The organism is Arcobacter acticola (genome assembly GCF_013177675.1).
In the GTDB taxonomy this organism is placed as follows: domain Bacteria; phylum Campylobacterota; class Campylobacteria; order Campylobacterales; family Arcobacteraceae; genus Aliarcobacter; species Aliarcobacter acticola.
Genome location: NZ_CP042652.1, coordinates 2,069,196 through 2,091,476, shown reverse-complemented (window position 1 = coordinate 2,091,476; position 22,281 = coordinate 2,069,196). Strand labels below are relative to the sequence as shown.

At 26.4% G+C, this 22,281-nt stretch carries 18 protein-coding genes; all 18 read left to right on the top strand.

The window, feature by feature from the left end; all coding sequences use genetic code 11:
- Nucleotides 1-36 precede the first annotated feature (36 nt).
- Nucleotides 37-1,161, top strand: a complete 1,125-nt coding sequence (locus AACT_RS10700; protein ID WP_172126792.1) for a sensor histidine kinase — start codon at nucleotides 37-39, stop codon at nucleotides 1,159-1,161.
- 3 nt (nucleotides 1,162-1,164) lie between these two features.
- Nucleotides 1,165-1,698, top strand: coding sequence for a response regulator transcription factor (locus AACT_RS10695; protein WP_228720479.1), 534 nt, complete (start codon nucleotides 1,165-1,167; stop codon nucleotides 1,696-1,698).
- Nucleotides 1,671-1,844, top strand: coding sequence for a winged helix-turn-helix domain-containing protein (locus AACT_RS15545; RefSeq protein WP_228720478.1), 174 nt, complete (start codon nucleotides 1,671-1,673; stop codon nucleotides 1,842-1,844). Before AACT_RS10695 ends, AACT_RS15545 begins: the two co-directional genes overlap by 28 nt.
- Before the next feature lie 68 nt (nucleotides 1,845-1,912).
- Nucleotides 1,913-3,325, top strand: a complete 1,413-nt coding sequence (aspA, locus tag AACT_RS10690; protein ID WP_172126791.1) for an aspartate ammonia-lyase — start codon at nucleotides 1,913-1,915, stop codon at nucleotides 3,323-3,325.
- Complete coding sequence (locus AACT_RS10685; protein WP_172126790.1) at nucleotides 3,322-3,813, top strand: asparaginase domain-containing protein; 492 nt, start codon at nucleotides 3,322-3,324, stop codon at nucleotides 3,811-3,813. Before aspA ends, AACT_RS10685 begins: the two co-directional genes overlap by 4 nt.
- Nucleotides 3,814-3,876: 63 nt before the next feature.
- Nucleotides 3,877-6,486, top strand: coding sequence for a PAS domain-containing sensor histidine kinase (locus tag AACT_RS10680; RefSeq protein WP_172126789.1), 2,610 nt, complete (start codon nucleotides 3,877-3,879; stop codon nucleotides 6,484-6,486).
- Between the two features lie 17 nt (nucleotides 6,487-6,503).
- A complete protein-coding gene (locus AACT_RS10675) occupies nucleotides 6,504-7,217 on the top strand; it encodes a response regulator transcription factor (RefSeq protein WP_172126788.1) in 714 nt (237 codons plus the stop codon).
- 161 nt (nucleotides 7,218-7,378) lie between these two features.
- Entirely contained in the window at nucleotides 7,379-7,633 is a 255-nt protein-coding gene (locus tag AACT_RS10670; RefSeq protein WP_172126787.1) for a hypothetical protein, read from the top strand.
- Nucleotides 7,630-8,091: a hypothetical protein gene (locus AACT_RS10665; protein WP_172126786.1), complete on the top strand. Its 462-nt coding sequence runs from the start codon at nucleotides 7,630-7,632 to the stop codon at nucleotides 8,089-8,091. The genes AACT_RS10670 and AACT_RS10665 overlap by 4 nt, the downstream gene beginning before the upstream one ends.
- 629 nt (nucleotides 8,092-8,720) lie before the next feature.
- Nucleotides 8,721-9,740, top strand: a complete 1,020-nt coding sequence (locus AACT_RS10660) for a TAXI family TRAP transporter solute-binding subunit (protein WP_172126785.1) — start codon at nucleotides 8,721-8,723, stop codon at nucleotides 9,738-9,740.
- A gap of 94 nt (nucleotides 9,741-9,834) precedes the next feature.
- On the top strand, nucleotides 9,835-11,784 hold the full coding sequence (locus AACT_RS10655; protein ID WP_172126784.1) for a TRAP transporter permease: 1,950 nt from the start codon (nucleotides 9,835-9,837) through the stop codon (nucleotides 11,782-11,784).
- Nucleotides 11,768-12,364, top strand: a complete 597-nt coding sequence (locus AACT_RS10650; protein WP_172126783.1) for a lactate utilization protein — start codon at nucleotides 11,768-11,770, stop codon at nucleotides 12,362-12,364. The genes AACT_RS10655 and AACT_RS10650 overlap by 17 nt, the downstream gene beginning before the upstream one ends.
- Complete coding sequence (gene lhgO / locus AACT_RS10645) at nucleotides 12,365-13,558, top strand: L-2-hydroxyglutarate oxidase (protein WP_172126782.1); 1,194 nt, start codon at nucleotides 12,365-12,367, stop codon at nucleotides 13,556-13,558.
- Between the two features lie 142 nt (nucleotides 13,559-13,700).
- Nucleotides 13,701-17,609, top strand: a complete 3,909-nt coding sequence (locus AACT_RS10640; RefSeq protein ID WP_172126781.1) for a bacteriohemerythrin — start codon at nucleotides 13,701-13,703, stop codon at nucleotides 17,607-17,609.
- A gap of 37 nt (nucleotides 17,610-17,646) precedes the next feature.
- Nucleotides 17,647-19,554: a sensor histidine kinase gene (locus AACT_RS10635; RefSeq protein ID WP_172126780.1), complete on the top strand. Its 1,908-nt coding sequence runs from the start codon at nucleotides 17,647-17,649 to the stop codon at nucleotides 19,552-19,554.
- A 9-nt stretch (nucleotides 19,555-19,563) separates the two neighbouring features.
- Nucleotides 19,564-20,487 carry a GGDEF domain-containing protein gene (locus AACT_RS10630; RefSeq protein WP_172126779.1) on the top strand — a complete coding sequence of 308 codons (924 nt, stop codon included), beginning with the start codon at nucleotides 19,564-19,566 and terminating at the stop codon, nucleotides 20,485-20,487.
- A gap of 76 nt (nucleotides 20,488-20,563) precedes the next feature.
- Nucleotides 20,564-21,484, top strand: coding sequence for a manganese-dependent inorganic pyrophosphatase (locus AACT_RS10625; RefSeq protein ID WP_172126778.1), 921 nt, complete (start codon nucleotides 20,564-20,566; stop codon nucleotides 21,482-21,484).
- Between the two features lie 162 nt (nucleotides 21,485-21,646).
- Nucleotides 21,647-22,222 (top strand): superoxide dismutase, encoded by a 576-nt coding sequence (locus tag AACT_RS10620; protein ID WP_172126777.1) that lies wholly within the window; start codon nucleotides 21,647-21,649, stop codon nucleotides 22,220-22,222.
- The last annotated feature ends 59 nt before the right edge of the window (nucleotides 22,223-22,281 follow it).

The following is a 22,281-nucleotide window of genomic DNA, read 5'->3' as shown; positions in this document are numbered from 1 at the left end:
CATGATATATTTAAAATAATAATTAAAAGGTCTTATATGTTTAACAAAGAAGGAATCCCTTTTTTTGTAATTGTTATCCCTTTTCTAAGTATCTTTCTTATAACTTTTCTTTCTATCTCATATCATTTAAAACTTTCTTCTAATAATTTTGAGTCTAATATAAAAGAGTATAAAGAATTATATCTTCAAACTAATAAAGAAAATAATAATTTAGATTTATTTATAGAAAATAAAATAAATGAAAATAAAATCATGAATACAGAATATAGTAGTTTCATGTTAGCGGTTACTTCAGTGGTTACTCTTTTTATGGCATTTTTTTCATATATAATGATTTTAATTACAAAAGATGTTGTGAAAAAATATAAAATTGAAGTTCAAGAACGAGAAGAAGAATTACACTCTTTAAATGAAAACTTATCAATGAAAGTACAAAGTGGTATTGAAGAGGGAAAACAAAAGGATAAAAAAATATTAGAGCAAGCTAAATTAGCAAGAATAGGTTCTATGATTTCTATGATTGCACACCAATGGAGACAACCACTTACTGAACTATCAGGTATTTTGATGGAGCTTGAAACTGCAACTAGATTTAAAAAAGCTGATGAAAAACATATCTTAGGTGCAATTGAACGAAGTGATAAGATGATTCAGTTTATGTCAAATACTATTGATGATTTTAGAAATTTTTATAAACCCGATAAAGTAAAAGAAGAGTTCTTAGTTTCAGACTCTTGTAAAAATGCAATAAATATTATTGGAGCTTCATTAAAAAATTTTAATATAAAATTAAATATAAATATAGAAAATGACAAAAGAATTTTTGGGTATCCAACAGAGTTTTCTCAAGTTATTTTAAATATATTAAGTAATGCAGCAGATATTTTAGTTGAAAGAAGTATAAAAAATCCACAAATTGATTTAAATATTGATACAAAAGGAATATTATCTATTATTACAATAAAAGATAATGCAGGTGGTATTGCACAAAAAAATCAAGAATTGATATTTGATCCATATTTCAGTACAAAAGATTCATCAAAAGGTACAGGTCTTGGACTCTATATTTCTAAGTTAATAATTGAGCGAAATATGGGTGGAGAACTTAGTATTTATAATGATGCTCATGGTGCTGTGTTTAAAATAATAGTAGCAGGATAGAAAATGAATGAAGAATTATTAAAAGAATTAAAAGACATTTCCATATTATGTGTAGAAGATGAAGATGGTATTAGAGATACAATAGTTAGTACTTTGAAGTATTATTTTAAAGAAGTTTATGAAGCTTGTGATGGAAATGAAGCTTATGAACTTTATGAGTATTATAAACCAAAGATTGTATTAACAGATATTCAAATGAAAGATTGCAATGGTCTTGAACTTGTAAAAAAAATTAGAAAAACAGATAATGAAACTATGATTATTATGTTAACAGCTTATTCAAATGAAGAGTATTTAATAGAACTAATAAATCTAAATATTAGTCATTTTATTTTAAAACCTTTAAATTTAAAAAAGTTAAATGAAGCCTTAGAAAAATATTTAATAAAAGCTGTTGAACCTATTTTATTGTGTGAGGATTTATTTTTAGATTCACATAAAAGAGAACTTATTTATAAAGGGGATGAAGTTATTCATTTAAGAAAAAGAGAGAAAGATTTTTACATCTATTGTATGAAAAAAAAGGCTCAATTTTAAAATATGAAGAAATAGAGTTTGAACTTTGGAGTGATAAGGAGATGACAAGTCATGCTTTAAAATCATTTATTAAAGAACTTAGAAATAAAATTCCAATTAATATAATCAAAAATGTACCTCAAGAAGGGTATACTTTACATAAATAGAAATATTGCACACTTTTAACATACTTCTATTTTATATTATAATGAAATTATTAATTAAAAGGATTTTTATGGAAAGATTATTAAGAATAGAAAAAGACTTTTTAGGTGAGAAAGAGATAGATCCCAGTAAATATTATGGAATACAAACATTAAGAGCAAAAGAAAATTTTAATATTACTAAAACAGATATATCTTTGTTCCCAAATTTTATTAAATCACTTGCAAAAGTAAAAAAAGCTTGTGCTTTAACTAACTATGAGTTAGGCGATTTATCTGATATGCAAAAAGATGCAATTGTTCAAGCTTGTAATGAAATTATAGATGGAAAATTTCATGATCAATTTATTGTAGATCCTATTCAAGGTGGAGCTGGAACTTCTACAAATATGAATGCAAATGAAGTTATTGCAAATCGTGCTTTAGAGATTTTAGGAAAACCAAAAAGTTCATATGACATTATTCATCCAAATAATCATATTAATATGAGTCAATCTACAAATGATGTTTATCCAACTGCTATTAAGTTAACTTTACATGAGTTAATATATAAATTAAAAGAATCTTTAAGATTTTTAAGAGATTGCTTTGAAGAAAAATCTGTTGAATTTAAAGATGTTTTAAAAATGGGAAGAACGCAGTTACAAGATGCTGTTCCTATGACTTTAGGTCAAGAATTTAAAACATTTGCGGTTATGATTGATGCAGATATTTTTAGATTAAGAGATGTACAAGCTCATTTAAGAGAAGTTAATTTAGGTGCTACTGCAATTGGTACTGGAATTAACTCAAAAGCTGCATATCAAAGAAAAGTTATTTCAAACTTGCGAGAAGTTACAGGTGTTGATTATATTGCTGCAGGTGATTTAATTGAAGCTACTCAAGATACAGGTTCATTTGTACATATTTCTGGAATGTTAAAAAGTGTTGCAATTAAAGTATCAAAAATTTGTAATGACTTAAGACTTCTTAGTTCAGGACCAAGAGCTGGATTTAATGAAATAAATCTTCCTCCAATGCAACCAGGAAGCTCAATAATGCCTGGAAAAGTAAATCCTGTTATTCCTGAAGTTGTAAACCAGGTTGCTTTTGAAGTAATTGGTGCTGATATGACTATTGCAATGGCAAGTGAAGGTGGACAATTACAATTAAATGTATTTGAACCATTAATTGCTTATAAATTATTTACTTCAATTAATATGATGAGAAGAGCATTTTATTCTTTAGGTGAAAAATGCGTTAAAGGAATTACTGCAAACGAAGAAGTTTGTATGGAAAATATCTTAAATTCAGTAACACTTGTAACTTGTTTAAATCCAATTTTAGGATATGAAAAGAGTTCAGCACTTGCTAAAGAAGCTTTAAAAACAAACAAAAGAGTTTATGACATTATTTTAGAACAAGAACTATTTACAAAAGAAGAACTTGATGAATTATTAAGACCTGAAAATATGGTAACTAATCTTTCTAAGGATGCAAAATGAAAATAACTGTATTAAATACAGGTGGAACATTTAACAAAAGATATAATCCAATTAAAGGACAATTAGAAGTTCCAAGTGATAATATCGCATTAGACAAGATTGTAAAATCTTGTTTTAATGTACAATTTGACATTAAAAATATTGTTTCAAAAGATAGTTTAGATTTTACTCAAGAAGATAGAGAAACTATTTTAAAAGAGATACAAAATAGCACAAGTGACAAAATTATCATCATTCACGGAACTGATACTGTTGATTTAACTTCAAAATTTATTGAAGATAAAATTGAGGGTAAAAAAATAGTTTTCACAGGTGCAATGGTTCCTATGAGTATTGATGAAGTTGAAGCAACTATGAATTTTTCTCAAGCAATTGGATTTTTAAATGCACCAATAGAAAATGGTATTTATTTATCAATGCATGGAGTTGTAGTTGAGCATAATAGACTTAAAAAAAATAGATCAGTAGGGCAATTTTTAGTTAATTAGTTACTTTTAACAAAGTTTCAATATAATTGTTTAGTTTGAAACAATTATGAAACAGGTTATTATATGCTTTTTAAAAATGATAAAAAATATAGCTTAAACGATATAGAGCGATTATATTCACAAATACCATTGATATTTATAATTGTAATTGCTTTATTATCTTCTCTTATTACTTTTTTTATTTTAGACTCAAAACAATCTAGAGAAATAGACTTACTTAAACAAAAATACTTTTTAAATTATGAATTTGCGCAAAAAGAAGAAATTAGTAGATTCAAAGCTTATGTTGAAAAAAAATTGAAAAATAGGTTTTTAAAAGAAGAAATACATCTTAAGAATATTACTTATAAAGTTGTTGGATATATTCAATCAAATCGTTTAAAAGAGTTTGATAAATTAAGTACTTATTTAAAAAATATAGAAGAAACAAATAATGTAAATCTTACTATTTTTAAAAAAGAAAATTTAGATATTTTATATGGAAAACAATCAATTACTTATTTACAAAATTTAATTTTTAATTACAAAGATAAAAAATATAAAGATCTTATTTTAATGTATATCTATTCACAAGGTAATGAAAATCTTCAATATTGGAAGGATGATATTGCAAATACTGTGAGATTAAGTTTTTATGATAAGGTTCTTATTGATGATGAAGAGTATTATATTGGGGCTCTTTCTACTATTAACTCAATTAGTATGATTACAAAAAATGCAATAATTGATGCTATTAATAGTAATAATTTCGATATTTGGTTTTATGATCTCATTTCACAAAAAACATATAATTTTAACAAAAAGAAAAAATATGTTGATTCAAATGAGTTATTTAAAAATGAAAAAGACACTAAATCTTATGAGCTTTTAAAACACTATTTTACTGACTTTGGATATAACGACAAGTTTAAAAATTATAGTTATCTTTATAAAAAATATAATTTTTTAGTTTCAACATTTAATAACAATGAAATAGTAGAAAATCAAACAAAAGATACTATTGCTAAAATTAAAAAAGACAGTAGCAATCTACTTTTGAAAATTCTTAGTTATATTTTAATTGGTGCAACACTATTAATACTACTTACTTATCTTTTTATAAATTTTATTAAAAAAATCATTACAGAATATAATGATGAACTTGAAAATAAAACCGTATCTTTAATTCATTGGAAAAAAAGGTTTGAGTTGGCGATTATTGCTTCAAATGATGGTTTATGGGATATTGATTTTAAAAGCCAAAAAATATATTTTTCTGATAAGTGGTTGGATATGTTTGGATATGAAAAAGATGAAGTGCTAACTTTTTCTGATTGGTTTAATCTAATACATAATGAAGATAAAATAAATGTGGAAAAATTATTTGATAAAATATTTGCAAAAGTTGATGATACTTTTATTTGTGAGTATAGATTAAAAACAAAAAATGAAGGTTTTAAATGGGTACTAGCAAGAGGTAAATCTTTTCTTGATGATAATGATGAGCTAGATAGAATGCTAATGATGTCTATGGACATAGACAAAAATAAAAGAATGAAAAAAGAGTTATTGGATATTGAGCTTTTAGTTGAAGATGGAAAAATTGTAATTTTTAAACTTATGAACGATGAGAACTTATCAGTTCAATATATTTCAAATAGTATTCAAATTTTTGGATTTACTAAAAACATGTTTGAAAAACAGAATATGAGATTTATGGATTTAATTCATAAAGAAGATATTGCAAATGTACAAGTTGCTATTAATGCAGCTGTAAAAAAAGATCTACCACATTTTACTTTTACTTGTAGAATAGTTAATGCTGCAAATGAAATAAGATGGATATCAAGTAGAGTTATTCTTATTAAAAACCATACTGGGCAAATAAGCCACTTTTATGGCTATTTAAATGATATTACAAAAATAAAACTAAGTGAAGAAGAATTAAAATTAAAAGTTGAAGAAGAACTTATTAAAAATAGAGAAAAAGATAGAATTTTAATCCAGCAGAATAAACTAGCAGCCATGGGAGAGATGTTAGGGAATATTGCTCACCAATGGAGACAACCTTTAAATAATGTCTCTTTAATACTTCAATTCTTAAGAGATAATTATAAAAACAAAGAAGTAAGTGAAGAGAAGATTGATAAATTTATGAATAAAGCAAATAAGCACATTGAGTATATGAGTGAAACAATTGATGATTTTAGAAATTTTTATAAACCATCAAAAACACAAAATAAATTTTTTGTAAATGAGAGTATTGATACTTTACTTGATATGGTGAAAAATCAATATGAAAGTGAAAATATAAAAATAAACTTTGAGTATGAAAATATTGAAATAACAAATTATGAAAATGAACTAAAACAAGCTTTATTAAATATTTTGAATAATGCAAAAGATGCCTTACTTTCTAAAAAAGATATAGAAGATTTTGATGCTTTTATTAATATATCTTTATACAAAAATGAAGAAAAAATGATATTAGAAATATCAAATAATGGTGGAAATATAAATGAAGAAATTTTATACAAAATTTTTGAACCATACTTTACAACAAAGTTTGAAACTCAAGGAACAGGAATAGGGCTTTATATGACAAAATCGATTATTGAAACTAATATGAAAGGGAAAATTGAAGTCCAAAATATAATTAATGGTGTTAAATTTACCATTACTTTAAACATTTAACTTTATAGGATTAAAAAATGAATGAATATATTACAAGAGTATTATTAGTAGAAGATGAAGAAGATGCAAGAGAAATATTAAGTTTTTATCTTGATACTATTTTTGATGAGGTTCAAATTGCCAGTGATGGGCAAGAAGGATTAGAACTTTATGAAAAAGCTTACAATGATAATAAGACCTTTGATTTAGTTTTAACAGATATTCAAATGCCAAATCTTGATGGTTTATCAATGATTGAAGATATAACAAAAATAAATGAAGATCAGAAATTTATAATCGTATCAGCATACAAAGATGAAGAATATCTTTTTAAATCAATAAATCTAAATGTTATTTCATATTTTGTAAAACCATTGGAAGTAAAAAATATGATGGAGATGTTGAAAAAGGTTAAATCAAAAGTTTTAGAAGATAAATCAAATGAGCCAGTAGAAGAAGTGATTCTAAAAATAAATAATACCTATGAATATAATAGAAAAACAAATCTTCTTTATAGAAATGGTGAATTAGTAGATTTATCAAAAAAGGAAAAATTACTAATAGAGGCTTTAGTTAAAAATATAAAAGAGATAAAAACAAAAGAGTATTTAAAAGAATTTATCTGGAAAGATAGTGAAACTTCTGATGCAACTATGAGAACTGTGATTAAAAGAGTTAAAGATAAAATTGTGGATGATGACTTCATTGTTTCTAAAAAGGGGTTGGGGTATTTGATAGAGAGAAATAATTAATCATTAATTGAGTTCTTACTAAATATAATATAATGCAGGTTTATCATGATATTGTATTCTATTTATTGGTTTTCAGGCTATTGTGTATATAATGTATGTTTAATAAATAGTTATCTATATTCTATTTACATTTAAGTATAATCTAAAATAAAGGTGAATTTATGAAAAAAAACTTCATATGGCAAAGTAATTTTGAAGAATCACAAGTTGAAGATATAGAAATATTAATTTCTAATGTAATTGAAGAACGAAATTTGGTTCCATGTCATCTCAATCAGTTAGATATTATATTAGCTATAACTGGTCCATTAGATAATATTTTGGAAGGTCAAATATTATGTACATGTAAAAAAGTAATTATGAAATTTGAAGGTTCTAGCGATGGTTCAAAATTAACATTAGAAGAAAATTTATGAGAAATATTTTAAAAGTAATTATTATTTCTACTATAGTTACAGTATCTCTTCAAGGATGGGACAAATTTTTTAATTGGCAAGGCTCTCAACAAAGAGTGAGTTGTGATTCAGATAGAGTAGCAATGAATTATTTTAATGATTTAATTATTGATGGCGAGGAATATTATCTTCAAGATCATTATGAAACAAACAATGGTACACCGGTTAGTCAATATGTTTCACTTTTAAAAAAATGGGATAAAAATAAAGAATACTATTCTATTCAAGTCAATACATTAAGAGTTTATCAAGAATACAGAAAAAATGATGAAGATGGTAGCGGATATTTCTCTCAATTTACAATTGCTCTTACAAATGCTTCCAATGATGATGTTTTCAAAACATCATACACAGTTTGGTACAAACCAAATGGATATTGGAGTAAAGAAACTGTTAAATTGATGGAAAACAAGAACTAACTTTATTAAGATAAGAAAATCTTGAAGAAAAGGGGAGGCGGTACAATTAAATGATATATTTAACTTCTAATCCTTTTATTTCTTTTGCTATATTATTTTATTTTAATAGTTTTTTAGTTTCTCTTGAAAACTTGGAAGTTTCCACATTTCTTACTTTTTGGTCTCAAAAAAGTAAGCAAAAAAGACTGCCGAATTGATGAAGGCAAAGCTACTCTACAGTTATATATTTATTTTCTGCCCTGCAAAACTCGCTAAAACGGCCATTTAGGCCATTTCTTAACGCTCAAACAGTTTCGGGCGTAACCGAAAATAAATATCTAACTTCCGGCTTCATCAAAGGCAGAAAAAAATCCCTATAGTTCAAGCTATTTTTTTTTAATTGAGTTTAGAAAAGTTATTAGTATAAAAAACCAAAAATGCAAATGTCCTTATTTTGAATTTATATTATTTAATATACCTTTATTTTAGATAAATTTGTTTTATTTGTTTCAAAATATCATTTTATTCACTTCTTAAAACTCTTATAAAATAGTGTTTCTAAAACAAATTTTAAAATTTAAAACAATTTTGAAACAATTTTGTTTCAAAAAATGATATACTTCTCCTAGATAAAAAACTAAGGAGAAATTATGTTTGGAAATTCTATTTTAAAAAAAATCTTGGTAACAACAGCAATTACAGCTACGATGCTAAGTGTTGCAAATGCAGCGGATGAAAATAAATATGTAATTGCAACAGCAAGTACAGGTGGGACATATTATCCAGTAGGTGTTGGAATTGCTACAATTGCATCAATTAAATTAGCAAAAGATCATAAAACAACTTTTTCAGCAATTACAAGTGCAGGAAGTAATGAAAATATTGACATGCTTGGAAAAGGTGAAGTTAATTTTGCACTTTTACAAGGTTTATTTGGTTCAATGGCTTGGCAAGGTAAAGATGAATACGAAGGTAAACCTCAAAAAAATCTAAGATCAATCACAATGCTTTGGGAAAATATTGAGCAAATTACTATAAAAAGTAAATATGCTAAAACTGGTAATATTAAAGATATGAAAAACCTTTATGGAGAAAGATTCTCTATGAGTGATAGAAGTTCAGGTTCTAGAATTTCAACAGAAACTATTTTTAGTTCATTAGGAATTGATTATACTAAATTGGACCAACAATATTTAGGTTATAGCCCGAGTTCTACTGCACTTCAAGATGGAAAAGTTGATGGTATGACAACTCCATCAGGTGTTCCAACTTCAGCTGTTACTAATGCCTTTGCTTCAATTGGTAATAATGATATTAGAGTACTTGATTTTACAGCAGAAGACTTAAAAGCAATTAACGATAACTATCCTGTATGGAATCCATACACAATTAAAGCTGGAACATATCCAGGTCAAGATAAAGATATTAATACAATCTCTCAACCAAATTTATTAGTTGTTACAAAAGATACACCTGAAGAAACTGTTTATCTTTTAACTAAAACAATTTATGAAAACTTACCATTTTTAAATAGTGTACATAAAGCAACTCTTGATATGTCAATTCAAAAAGCAATCGCTGGATTACCAATGCCTTTACATAAAGGTGCGGCTAAATACTACAAAGAACAAGGTATAAAAATACCTGATGCTTTAATAGATAATAACTAAAAAAAATAAAGAGAGTTTTCCTCTCTTTATTTTATATATTACATAAGTGATTAAAAATCATTTATGTAGCTTATAAAAAATAAGGACTATCATCATGATACAAATTAAATACTTTAAAGAAATTATATTTGTCTATGCAATACTAATTTCTCTTTTTCACTTCTATGTGAATATTTGGGGTGGTATAAGTGACTTATGGTTTAATTCAGCTCACTTTGCACTTCTAGCTTCTCTTGGTTTTTTAAGTTATGAAGCAAGTAAAAATGAAAATAAGATAAGTATAATAAATATTATATTTGCAATTCTTTCTTTGCTTACTTTCGTATATATGGTTTTATTTGAAGAGAGTTTATATGAAGTCGCAAGTGGACAAATGAGAACAAGCGATATAATTGTTACATGTCTTACTATTGCACTTGCTATTGAAGTAGTTAGAAGAGAAACAGGATATATTATTCCTGGTATAATTATTTTCTGTATTTCATATATATTATTCTTAGGTCAATATTTCGAGGGAATTTTTGCATTTGCTGGAATGGATTATGAAAGATTCTTATATAGAATGTTTTATACTAGTGAAGGACTTTTTGGTCCAATTGCTACTATTTCATCAACATATGTATTTATGTTTATTTTATTTGCAGCATTTTTATTAAAATCAGGTGCTGGAGATTTTATTGTTGATGTATCAAATGCAGTTGCGGGGAAATATACAGGTGGAACAGGTCATGTAGCTGTTTTCTCATCTGCTTTGATGGGAACTATCTCAGGAAGTGCAGTTGCAAATACAGTTTCAACTGGATCTATCACAATTCCTATGATGAAAAAAGCTGGTTTTAAACCTACCTTTGCAGCAGCAGTTGAAGCAGCAGCAAGTACAGGTGGACAAATTATGCCACCAATTATGGGTGCTGGAGCTTTTATTATGGCTCAAATTACAAATATTCCTTTTGTAACCATTGTATCAGTTTCTATTTTACCTGCAATTTTATATTTTGCATCTATTTCTTTTTATATTCATATTCATGCAAAAGAGAACAATATAAAAGGCGAAAATAACAATATAAAAATTTTACCATTATTAAGAGAAGGTTTTCATTTTATAATTCCTTTAACAACTTTAGTAGGGCTTTTAATTTATGGATATTCTCCAACATATGCAGCTTCAATTGCAATAGTTACAATTGTTTTAGCTTCGTATTTAACTAAAAATAAAAGAATGGGAATAAAAGAGATTTTAGAAGCTTTAGCTCTTGGAAGTCAAAATATGATAGTTACGGGTGTTTTATTAATAGCTGTTGGTATTATTGTAGGAGTTATTAATATTTCTGGAATTGGAATTACATTTTCTCAACTTATTATGGAATGGTCAGGAAACTCTTTATTAATAGCAATTATTTTAGTTGCATTAGCCTCTCTTATTTTAGGAATGGGATTACCTGTAACTGCTTCTTATGTTGTATTATCAGTTTTAAGTGCACCCGCGCTTTTGGGACTTATGTTAAGTCCAGAAATGGCAGCACTTGCAAATGCGGGAATTCAAATTCCTGAAGTTGCTATGTATTTATTATCAGCTCATTTAATTATTTTTTGGTTATCACAAGATTCAAATCTTACTCCACCTGTATGTTTAGCAGCTTTTGCAGCAGCTGCAATTGCAAAAACACCTCCTATGGAAACAGGATTAGTTTCTTGGAAAATAGGAAAAGGAATGTATATTCTTCCTTTATTATTTGCCTTTACACCACTTATAACAGGTGATTGGTATGAAAAATTTGAAGTATTTATTTTTGCTTTTTTTGGAATTTTATCTTTTTCAATTGTAATGGAAGGTTTCTGGGATAAAAAAATGATGATTTTAGAAAGGGCTATATTTGCACTTGCTGCAATTTTATTATTAACAGAAGATGAAGCATATAATATTGATTCATTTTTTGGTATAGTTCAAACAACACATATTGTAGGATTTATAATCTTTGCAGTATCGATGATTTTACATAAAATGTTATTTAAAGAAGGAAAAAAATATGCAAGCATTAGTTAATACTTTAGAAAATTGTGGTTATGAAGTTCATTGTGTTTCAAATAAAAGTGAAGCTTTTGAATTATCAAAAACATTCATAAAATCAGGAATGAGTGTTGGTCTTGGTGGAAGTGTTAGTGTTGGACAAATTGGTTTATTAGATTATTTAGTTAATAAAAAAGATATTAAATTACAAAACCAATATGAAACTGGTATTACTATGGAAGAAAATTCTGAGAGAAGAAGACAAGGTTTAGTTTCTGATATTTTTGTTACAGGAACAAATGCTCTAACCCTTGATGGAAAACTTGTAAATGCAGATGGTAGCGGAAATAGAGTTGCTGCTTTTTGTTATGGTCCTAGAAGAGTTTTAGTAATTGTTGGAAAAAATAAAATAGTAAAAGATGTAGAAGCCGGTTTTAAAAGAGTTATGGAAGTTGCCGCTGTTAAAAATATCGATAGAATGAATTCAAAAGCCATTGAAATGGGAAAAGAACCACGTCATAATCTTGATAATATTGCAAATAAATTTTCATGGGTAAAAGCTGATGAAAAAAATAGAATTATATTAATCTTAGTAGATGAAGAGTTAGGATATTAAATGTATGATTATTTGATTATTGGAGCTGGAATTATTGGATTAAATATTGCAAAAAATTTAAAAGAAAGATTTCCAAATGCTCAAATTTTAGTTATGGAAAAAGAAAAAGAAGTCGCAATGCACAGTAGTGGTAGAAACTCAGGTGTATTACATGCTGGATTTTATTACACAGCTAACTCTCTAAAAGCAAAGTTTACAAAAGAAGGAAATGCAGCTTTAAAAGAGTTTTGTAATCAAAGAAATCTAAAAATTAATCCATGTCAAAAAGTTGTTGTTGCTCTTAATGATAAAGAAGTTGAAGGATTAGAAGAGTTAAAAAGAAGAGGGGATGCCAATGGGGTTGAGCTTCATTGGTTAGATGAAAAAGGATTAAAAGAGCTATATCCAAATATTAAAACTCATAAAAAAGCACTTTTATGTCCAAGTACAGCAACGGTAAATCCAAAAGAAGTTACAAAAGAATTTGCAAAAGTAATACAAGAATTAGGTGTTGAATTAGTGCTTGATTGTAAATACCTTAGTTCAAAAGCTAATATGGTTAGAACTTCACAGGGTGATTTTTCTGCTAAAAAAATCATAAATTGTGCTGGATTATATGCTGATAATATAGCACGTGATTTTGGTTTTTCTAAAGATTATGTGATTATTCCTTTTAAAGGAATTTATTTAAAAGATAAAAGTAATATCTCAAATCTTACAACAAATGTTTATCCAGTTCCTAATCTTGATAATCCATTTCTAGGAGTTCATTATACACTTACAGTAGATAATGAAAGTAAAATAGGTCCAACAGCAATTCCCGCTTTTTGGAGAGAAAATTATAAAGGTTTTGATAACTTTTCATTAAAAGAATTTCTTCAAATAACTTTTTATGAAATGAAATTATTTGCAAGTAATGCTTTTGGATTTAGAAGCTTAGCTTTTAGTGAAATAAAAAAATATAATCTAAATTATTTAAAAGGACTTGCTACGAAATTAACACAAAATATGAACCATAAAGGTTATGATTCTTGGAGTACACCGGGTATTAGAGCACAACTTTTAAATAAAAATACACTAGAACTTGTACAAGATTTTGTTGTTGAATCTGATATTAACTCAGTACATGTATTAAATGCTGTAAGCCCCGCTTTTACCTCTTCAATTCCTTTTGCTTCTTGGGTTGTTGAAACACATATATTAAAAAAGAGTTGATACTCTTTTTTAATTAGTTTTATATACCTATTATTATAACTTAGCTAAGATTTAAATAAATAATTTTTTATGGACTTGCTTTTATTAAGAGTTTTAACTATCTTTTAACTGCATAAATAAAAATTATCAAAAAAGCATAAAAATGAAAACAATAGATATTTTTCCATGGAATAATCACTTTGATACAGGTTTAGAATTTATTGATACTCAACACAGTAAACTAGTAGCTATTCTTAATCGTTTAGCCACTTTTGTTACTTATAAATCAAATACTGAAGAATTAAATTGTATCTTTGATGAACTTATTGAATATGCTCTATGTCATTTCCAATCAGAAGAAAAAATTTGGCACAAATATTTAGAAAATGATATTTTAAATATTGAGCATAAAAACACACACCAAAAATTTATAGATAAAATACTGCAATTTAAAAAAGAGCAAGACCTTAAGCCATTTAATCAATTATCCAATGAAGTTTTAGCCTTTTTAGTGGATTGGTTAGTTTCACATATTCTTAAAACAGATCGTAAAATGGCTTATATTATTTTAGGTGTAGAATCTGGTCTTGATATTAATACTGCAAAAAATGAAGCAGAAAATAAATTAAATGATAATCATAATATTCTTATTGAAATAATTATTTCTATTTATTCTACTTTATTTCCAAACACTTTAGAGCTTATAAAAGAATTAAAGCAACATCAAAAACATGAAGAAACAATTATCTTTCAAGATAAATATCTTCAATTATTTTTAGAATTATCCAGCTCTTTTATAAATTTACCACTTGATCAAATTGATTTACAAATAAATAATGCATTAAAAGAAATGGCAACATTTGTGGGTGCTGATCGTGCTTACATTTTTGATTATAATTTTGATTTAAATACAGCAACAAATACTTATGAGTGGTGTAATACTGATATTGAACCTCATATACAAAATCTTCAAAATATCTGTATGAGTTTTGTGGTTGATTGGCCAGAGCTTCATTCAAAAGGCAAATATGTAATTATCGAAGATGTAAAAGCTTTGCAAGAAGGTAAATTAAAAGAAATTTTATCTTCACAAGATATAAAAAGTTTAGTTACCTTTCCTCTTTTTGAAAATAACAAATGTATAGGATTTGTAGGATTTGATGCTGTAAAGAAATTACATAAGTTTACAAAACTTGAAATAGAATTATTAGGATTTTTTAGTAGATTATTAGGCAATATTGCAAATAAAAAAAGAATAGAAACTGAACTTAAATATGAACGAAGTTTTTTAAAAACACTTATTCAAGATATCCCCGACTTAATTTGGCTGAAAAATAAAGATGGGGTTTATTTAGCATGTAATAATCGTTTTGAAGATTTTTTTGGAGCTAGCGAGTCTGAAATTATTGGTAAAACTGATTATGATTTTATTGAAAAATCACAAGCAGATCGTTTTCGTGAAAATGATAATAAAGTATTGCTTACTAAAAAACAAAATATTAATGAAGAAGAAGTAACTTTTGTAAAAGATGGTCATAAGGAAATTTTATCTACTTCAAAAACGCCTTTTCATGATTCAAATGGTAATTTTATTGGTGTTTTAGGTGTTGCAAGAGATATCACTGCAACAAAAAAATTAGAAAAAAATTTAATTTTGGAGCGTAATCGTTTTGAAAGCTATCTTTATGCCGTAGAAGCTATTATTGTTTCAATAGATATCAATGGATGTATTACTCTTGTAAATCGTAAAGGATGTGATCTTTTAGGCTATCCCCAAGAAGAACTTATTGGAAAACAATGGTTTGAATTTTGTTTGCCACAACCTGAGGGTAAAGAAAATGTATATCCAGTTTTTTTAGAAATAATTAATGGAAATTTAGAAGGAAAAGAATATTTTGAGAATTATATTGTTACTAAAAACAAAGAAAAAAAATTAATAGCATGGCATAACTCTCTTTTATTGGATGAATCAAATCAAATTATAGGAACACTAAGTGCGGGTGAAGATATCACTCAAAGAAGAGTCTCAGAAAATAAATTACATTTAGCTGCAAGCGTATTTACTCATAGTCATGAAGGTATAATCATAACTTCTTCAGAAAATAAAATTATAGATGTTAATCATGCTGTTGAAGTAATGACTGGATATTCAAAAGAAGAATTAATTGGTCACAATCCTAAAATATTAAGTTCAGGAAAACATTTATCTATTTTTTATAAAGAAATGTGGGAAGAGTTAAATAAAAATAGTTCATGGACAGGAGAAATATGGAATAAACGTAAAGATGGAACATTATTTCCTGAAATGTTAACTATTACAGCTGTAAAAGATGATTTTGGTGAATTAATTCATTACGTAGCACTTTTTGCAGATATTAGTGGATTAAAAGAACAACAAAAGCACTTAGAATACATTGCACATTATGATGCACTAACTGGTTTACCAAATCGTATTTTACTATCTGATAGATTACATCAAGCTATGTTACATGCGCATAGAAATAAATCTACTATAGCAATCATATATCTTGACTTAGATGGTTTTAAAGAAATAAATGATTCTTATGGTCATAATATTGGAGATAAGTTTTTAACAATAATTGCAAATAGAATGAAAAAAACATTAAGAGAATGTGATACTATAGCTAGACTTGGAGGAGATGAGTTTGTAGCTGTTTTACATAATTTAGGAAATCATAAAGAATGTAAACCAATGATAAATAGACTTCTTCAAGCGGCATCTGAAACTGTTACTATAGAAAAATGTGATATGAAAGTTACAGCTAGTCTTGGAGTTACTTTTTTTGATGACAAAGATACTTTTGATGCAGACCAATTACTTCGTTTCGCAGATCAAGCTATGTACCAAGCTAAACTAGCAGGTAAAAATCGTTTTCATATCTTCGATGCTGTTCATGATGAAAATATACGTACACAACATGCTAATATAGAAATAATAGAAACTGCTTTAAAAAATAATGAATTTATGCTTTATTATCAACCAAAAGTTAATATGAAAAAAGGAACAGTTGTTGGTTTAGAGGCTTTAATTCGTTGGAATCATAAAACAAAAGGTATTTTGACTCCTGGATATTTTTTACCTATGATAAAAGGAGATTTATTATCTATTCAAATTGGAGAATGGGTTTTAAATGAAGCTTTTGAGCAAATTGAATGTTGGGAAAAAGAGGGACTTGAAATTGTTGTAAGTATTAATATTGATGCTTTACATCTTTTATCTGGAAGTATTTTTAATTATCTTAAAAAATTATTTAATAAATATCCTACTGTTAAACCTAATAATATTATTCTTGAAGTATTAGAAACAAGTGCAATTGAGGATATAGAAAAAGTATCTCAAATCATGGAAACATGTAAAAAAATTGGTATAAACTTTGCACTTGATGATTTTGGGACAGGTTATTCTTCTTTAACTTATTTAAAACGGCTTCCTGTTTCAGAGTTAAAAATAGATCAAAGTTTTGTAAGAGATATGCTTTTTGATACAGATGATTTAGCAATTCTTGAAGGTATTATAAGTTTAGCAACAGCATTTCGCCGTGATATTATTGCAGAAGGAGTAGAAAATATTAAGCAAGGACAAATTTTATTACAATTAGGTTGTGAAGTTGCACAAGGGTATTTTATTGCCTATCCAATGCCCGCAGAAAATATAGTAAAATGGATAAATACATGGAAACCAAATGTACTTTGGAATAATATTTCTCCTATAAGTCGTGAGGATATTCATTTACTCCATGCGAAAATAGAACACTCTTCTTGGATAAAAAATATCATATCTTTTTTAACAAATAATTCTTTTACAGTAGAAGAGCAAAATCATAGGGAATGTAGATTTTCCCAGTGGCTTTATGGTGAAAATACTAAAAAATATGAAAATAAATGTGAATTTCAATCTATAATAGATATTCATTTTACTATTCATGAGCATGCTAATAAATTAATTCGTTTAAAAAAATCAGGTTTACCAATATCAGAAAATAATATTAAAATATTAAATGATTTAAGTAAACAGTTAATTGATTTATTGAATAAGTGTTATCTTATATAGAACAATAAAAATGATATAATTAATAAAAAGGTTTATTATGTATTTAGCAAATGAGAAAAAATTGTTATTTATAATTAGATATTTATTATCTATTATTATATTATTACTTTCTATCGCTCTTACAACTTTTTTATATTTTGAACATAAAGAAACATTTGAAAAAATAAAACAAGAAACTGAAGTAAGATTTTTTAATGAAAAAAAACAACTAATAAAAGAACAAATTGATTATATTTACAATTATATTATCGATGAACAAAATAGCACAGAAGAAACTCTTAAAAAAACTCTTAAAACAAAAATTTATGATGCCCATAAAGTGATTATAAATATTTATAATCAATACAAAGATATTTATACTAAAGAAGAAATAACGCTCCTAATTAAAATAGTATTAAGAGATATGAAATTTAACGATAATAGAGGATATTTTTTTATATATGATAAAAATGGAAAAAATATTTTTCATGGTTTAAATTCAGAATTAGAAGATGAAAACTTAATAAAACATCAAGACTCAGAAGGTGTTTTTGCATTAAAAGAATCCTTAAATTTACTAAAAAATAGTGATGAATCATATCAAACATGGTATTGGAAAAAGACTCAAGAAGATGAGCATGAATATAAAAAAATAGGTTTTATTAAAAATATATATGAATTAGATTGGTTTATAGGTACAGGTGAATATATAGAAGATTTTAATAAAAGTATACAAAAAGATGTTATAAAACAAATTAGTAAGTTTAGTTTTGGAGAAAATAGTTATCTTATAATCACAGATAAAAATAATAACTATATTAGTCATATTAATAAAGGTCTAATAGGAGAAAATGCCTTTGCAAAAATAAAAAGTGTAAATGATAAGAATAATTTAAATGCAATTTCAAAAGTAATAAATGAATCTCAGGGATATGTTTCTTTAGAGTTTTACAAACCAAGCACTACTACTATAGAATCAAAAATTATTTATTTGAAAACGATTCCAAAATGGGATTGGGTAATTAGTACAGGTTTTTATGAAAATGATGTTGCTGTTTTAATTGATAAAGAAAAAAAGACATTGGCTCTTGCCTATGAAAAAAATATAAAAGAATTACTTTTAGCTTCTTTTCTTTCAACTATTATTTTATTAGGGATATCTTTTTATATTTCTTATTTAATAGAAAAAAAATTAAATGCATATAAAGCTGATATTAAAGGATATATAGATGAAAATCAAAAACAGTATGAACTTTTAGCACAAAAAACAAAATTAGTTGCCATGGGGCAAATGTTGGAAAATATAGCACACCAGTGGAGACAGCCCTTATCTTTAATAACAATTTCTGCAAGTGGTATAAAAATTAAAAAAGAGTTAGATCTTTTAGAAGACGATTTTTTATTAAGCTCTTTGAATACTATAGAAAATAGCGCATATCATTTAAGTGAAACTATAGAAGATTTTAGAGATTTTTTTAAGCCAGATAGAGAAAAGAGTCTTTTCTCTATGAATAGTGCGCTTGATAAAACATTTAAGCTTCTTCAAATTCAATTGGATAATAAACAAATTAAAGTGATTAGGAATGTTGATGATTTATCTATAACTGGATTTGAAAGGGAATTTCTTCAAGTACTATTAAACATATTTAAAAATGCAATGGATGCCTTAGAATCAATCCCTAATGAAAAATATATTTTCGTAGATATATATAAAGAAGATACAAGTTTAATAATAAAAATAAAAGATAACGCTGGAGGAATAAAAGAAGATATTATTAAAAGAGTTTTTGAACCATACTTCACTACTAAACATCAAAGCCAAGGAACAGGAATAGGGCTTTATATGTCAGAAGAGATTATAACAAAACATATGGATGGAGTTTTAGAAGTTGAAAACACGAGTTATGAATTTGAAGGTGAAAATTTTATTGGAGCATTATTTATTATAACTATGCCATTAAAATAAGGAATTAAAATGCTTTATAATCAAATTTTTTTTAAATCAATACTAGATACAGTAGAAAATCATATTGTTGTAATAGATAAAAATGGTGATATTATTTTTACAAATAAAAGTTGGAACAGTTTTGGAGAAAATAATCACTGTATAACAAATGCTTCTGATTGGCAAAAAATTAATTATTTAGAAGTTTGTGATAAATCATCTTTAAATGGAGAATCTTTTGGTTTTGAAGCAGCAGTTGGAATAAGGAAAGTAATTGAGAATAAAGAGAAAACTTTTTATTTAGAGTATCCTTGTCATGGAAAGAAAGAAAAACGTTGGTTTTTAATGAGTGTTGAGTCTTTTATTTTTGAAAAGACTGAATACTTTGTTATTTCTCATCAAACAATTACAAAGAGAAAATTAGCAGAAGATAAAGCTTTAAAGCTTTCTTTGGTAGATGGGTTAACAAATATTTACAATCGTAGAGCATTTAATAGATTTATAAAAGAAGAATTAAAACGTTGGAAAAGACAGAAAACACCTATTTCTTTGGCTCTTTTAGATATAGATTATTTTAAATTATTAAATGACACATATGGACATCTAGAGGGCGATAATTGCTTAAAAAAAATAGGTAAAGTTTTAAAAAAAAATATAAAAAGAGCAGGTGATATCTGTGCTCGTTATGGTGGAGAAGAGTTTGCTTTAGTTTTAGGAAATACAAGTAATGAAAATGCTTTATTACTCATTGATAAAATTAAAAAAGATATTAAAAAACATAAAATTCCAAATGAAAAATCAACAGTTTCACCTATAGTTACAATTAGTATTGGATTAATAACTATAAATACTGATATTGATACAGATGAAAAAGAAATTATAAAAAAAGCAGATGAATTACTATATCAAGCAAAACAAAATGGTAGAAATCAAGTTATTAGTAAAATTGAATAGTTAATTGATATATTTAAAAGAACAATAACTTTATTTTAGATAAAATGGCAAAAATTAATAAAAATTAGGACTTTATATGGCAATTTATACATGTGGACACACAACTCCTGATTCAGACTCTATCTGTTCAGCGATTTCATTAGGATATTTATTAAATAAAATTGGTAGAGAAGCAATTCCTGCACGTCAAGGTGTGGTTTCTCCTGAAACTCAATTTATCTTAGATAGATTTGGATTTGAAGCACCATTATTAAAAACTGAATTTGCAGGTGAAGAACTATTTATTACAGATTATTCTGATAAAGGTCAAGCTCCAGCTGATATTGATAAAGCAATAGTTGTAGGTATCGTTGATCACCATAAATTAGGTGATATTACAACTTCAACTCCACTTGAATGTTGGATTAGACCAGTTGGTTGTACAAATACAATTGTAAAAGAAATGTATGATTATCATAAAGTTGAAATCCCTGCAAATATTGCAGGAATTATGATGTGTGCAATTTTATCTGATACTGTAATTTTCAAATCACCAACATGTACAGAAATTGATATTAAAGCTGTTAGAGAATTAGCAACTATTTGTGGTGTTGAAGATTTTGGTGCACTTGGAATGGAGATGTTCAAAGTTAAATCAGCAGTTTCAGGAGTTCCTGTAAGAGAATTAATTTTAAGAGATTACAAACCATTTGATATGCATGGAACAAAAGTTGGAATTGGACAACTTGAAGTTATTGATTTATCTATTTTTGATAGTGTTAAAGCTGAATTACAAGCTGATTTAGAAAAATTAAGAATTGAAAACAACTTACATACAACTTGTTTAATCTTAACAGATATTATGAAAGAAGGTTCAGAAGTATTAGTTTGTTCAGAAGATACGTCTATTTTTGAAAAAGCATTTAATGTAAAACTTGTAGATGGAAAAGTTTGGTTAGATGGTTGTTTATCAAGAAAAAAACAAATCATTCCTTTCTTAGAACCTGCATTCGCGTAATACTTTATAAGCTAGGAATAAAACCTATTATGGTTTTGTTCCTTTTTCTTCTTAAATTTTAATTTAATCAAATCCCTTTTTTATTGTTGATATAATTTAATTAAATTAGACTATAATTTAATGTTGGCAAATAAAATAAAATAATATATAAAAGGATATACCATGAAACACGAATTAATGACTTTACCTTACGCTTTAGATGCTTTAGCTCCTTTAATGTCAAAAGAAACTTTAGAGTTTCATTATGGAAAACATCATCAAACATATGTTAACAAATTAAATGAATTAATAGTAGATACAAAGTACCAAGATATGAGCTTACTTGAAATAGTTTATGACTCAGAAGGGGCTGTTTTTAATAATGCTGCACAAGTTTACAATCATGATTTTTTTTGGAAAGGATTAACTCCTACTCAAGGTGCAATTTCAGAAAAATTAGAAGAAGCATTAGTTGAAAGTTTTGGTTCTGTTAGTGAATTTAAAAAAGAGTTTACAGCAAAAGCAATAGGACATTTTGGTTCAGGTTGGGCTTGGCTTGTTCAAGATAATGCACAAAAACTAAAAATAGTAACAACTGCAAATGCACAAACACCACTTGCAGATAATTTAAAACCTGTTTTAGTATGTGATGTTTGGGAACATGCTTATTATATTGATGTTAGAAATGCAAGACCTGCTTATTTAGAAAACTTCTGGAAACTTGTAAATTGGGATTATGTTGAGGCAAATTTAGATTAATCTAAAACAATTAGATAGTGATTTAATAAAAATTATTAATCACTATCTTTTTTTGATTA